The 1,400-nt window shown below is 68.9% G+C and carries 2 protein-coding genes; one reads left to right on the plus strand and one right to left on the minus strand.

What is annotated here, in order from left to right; translation table 11 throughout:
- On the minus strand, positions 1-921 hold a 921-nt coding region (locus PGX04_RS12370), incomplete at its 3' end, for an NADH:flavin oxidoreductase/NADH oxidase (protein ID WP_273738789.1).
- Between the two features lie 138 nt (positions 922-1,059).
- Here PGX04_RS12370 and PGX04_RS12375 point away from each other — a divergent pair.
- Positions 1,060-1,400 (plus strand): BtpA/SgcQ family protein (locus PGX04_RS12375; RefSeq protein ID WP_273738791.1); only part of this gene is annotated, 341 nt, incomplete at its 3' end.

The following is a 1,400-nucleotide window of genomic DNA, read 5'->3' on the forward strand; positions in this document are numbered from 1 at the left end:
GACGGCGACGTCGGCACCCGCACGAACCCGCTCGGCCAGCGGCACCTGGAAGTTCGGCCCCACCGGGGGTGTCTGTTCGGGGTGGAGCCCGCCCGAACTGACGTCGACCAGATCGACGCCCAGATCGGCGAGCGCGTCCGCCAGCCGAACCGACTGCTCGATGTCCCACGACTCGCGGTCGTCGAACCAGTCCGTTCCGGAGATGCGGACGAACACCGGCTTCTCGTCGGGCCAGATCTCGCGGACAGCCGCGACGACTTCGCGGACCAGCCGCGTGCGGTTCTCGAAGCTGCCGCCGTAGTCGTCCTCGCGGCGGTTCGTCACCGGCGAAAGGAATTCGTGGAGCAGGTAGCCGTGTGCTGCGTGAACCTCGGCGATCTCGAACCCGGCCTCGAGCGAGCGTTCGGCCGCGGCGCGGTAGGCGTCGATCACCCCCTGAATGTCGTCCGCGTCGGCCTTCCGCATCGCCGGCCGGTCGCCGTCGAACGGCGGATAGGCGTCGGGCGACGGCGAGAGAACTTCCCAGCCCGCCGCACCGTCGGGATCGGTCTCGTCCGGCCCGATCGGGAGGTTGCCGTCCCACGGACGCTTCTTGCTTGCCTTGTGGCCCGCGTGGGCGAGCTGGATCGCCGGCAGCCCGCCCTGCTCGCGGACGAACTCGGTGATCGGCTCGAGTGCAGCCGCGTGCTCGTCGCTCCAGATGCCGAGGTCGTGGGGCGTGATCCGCCCCGCTGGGGAAATGGCGGTCGCTTCGGTCATGACGATACCGGCCCCGCCAACGGCCCGGCTCCCGAGGTGGACGCGGTGCCACTCGGTCGGCAGCCCGTCGGCCTCGCAGGAGTACTGGCACATCGGGGAGACGGCGATTCGGTTCGGAGCCTCGAGATCACCTAACGGTAACGGAGAGAGGACGTCAGTCATCGACCGATCGTAGTCACGGTGGCGGGAAAACGCCCGTGGACGGGGAGGCCATTGCCGCCTAGTATGCCGCTGCGTAGCAGGTCACACCCGCGATGCGGTCCCACGGCCACTTATCCCGATCGCGGTACCAGAGCTGATATGACCGCCCCGAACCCGTTCGTCTCGGATCTGTTCGATGCCGACCGCCCCGTCATCGGTATGGTCCACCTCCCGGCGCTCCCCGGTGCACCGGGGTTCGACGGTGATCGCGAGGCCATTCGAACTCGCGCGCTCGAGGACGCCCGCCGGCTCGAGGCGGGTGGAATCGACGGGATCATCCTCGAGAACTTCGGCGACACGCCGTTCTATCCCGAGGACGTCCCGAAACACGTCGTCGCGGAGATGACCGCCATCGCGACGCCACTGGTCGACGCAGTCGACGTGCCGGTCGGGATCAACGTGCTCCGAAACGACGCCGCGGCGGCACTGTCGGTCGCCGC

Source organism: Natrinema soli, assembly GCF_028618695.1.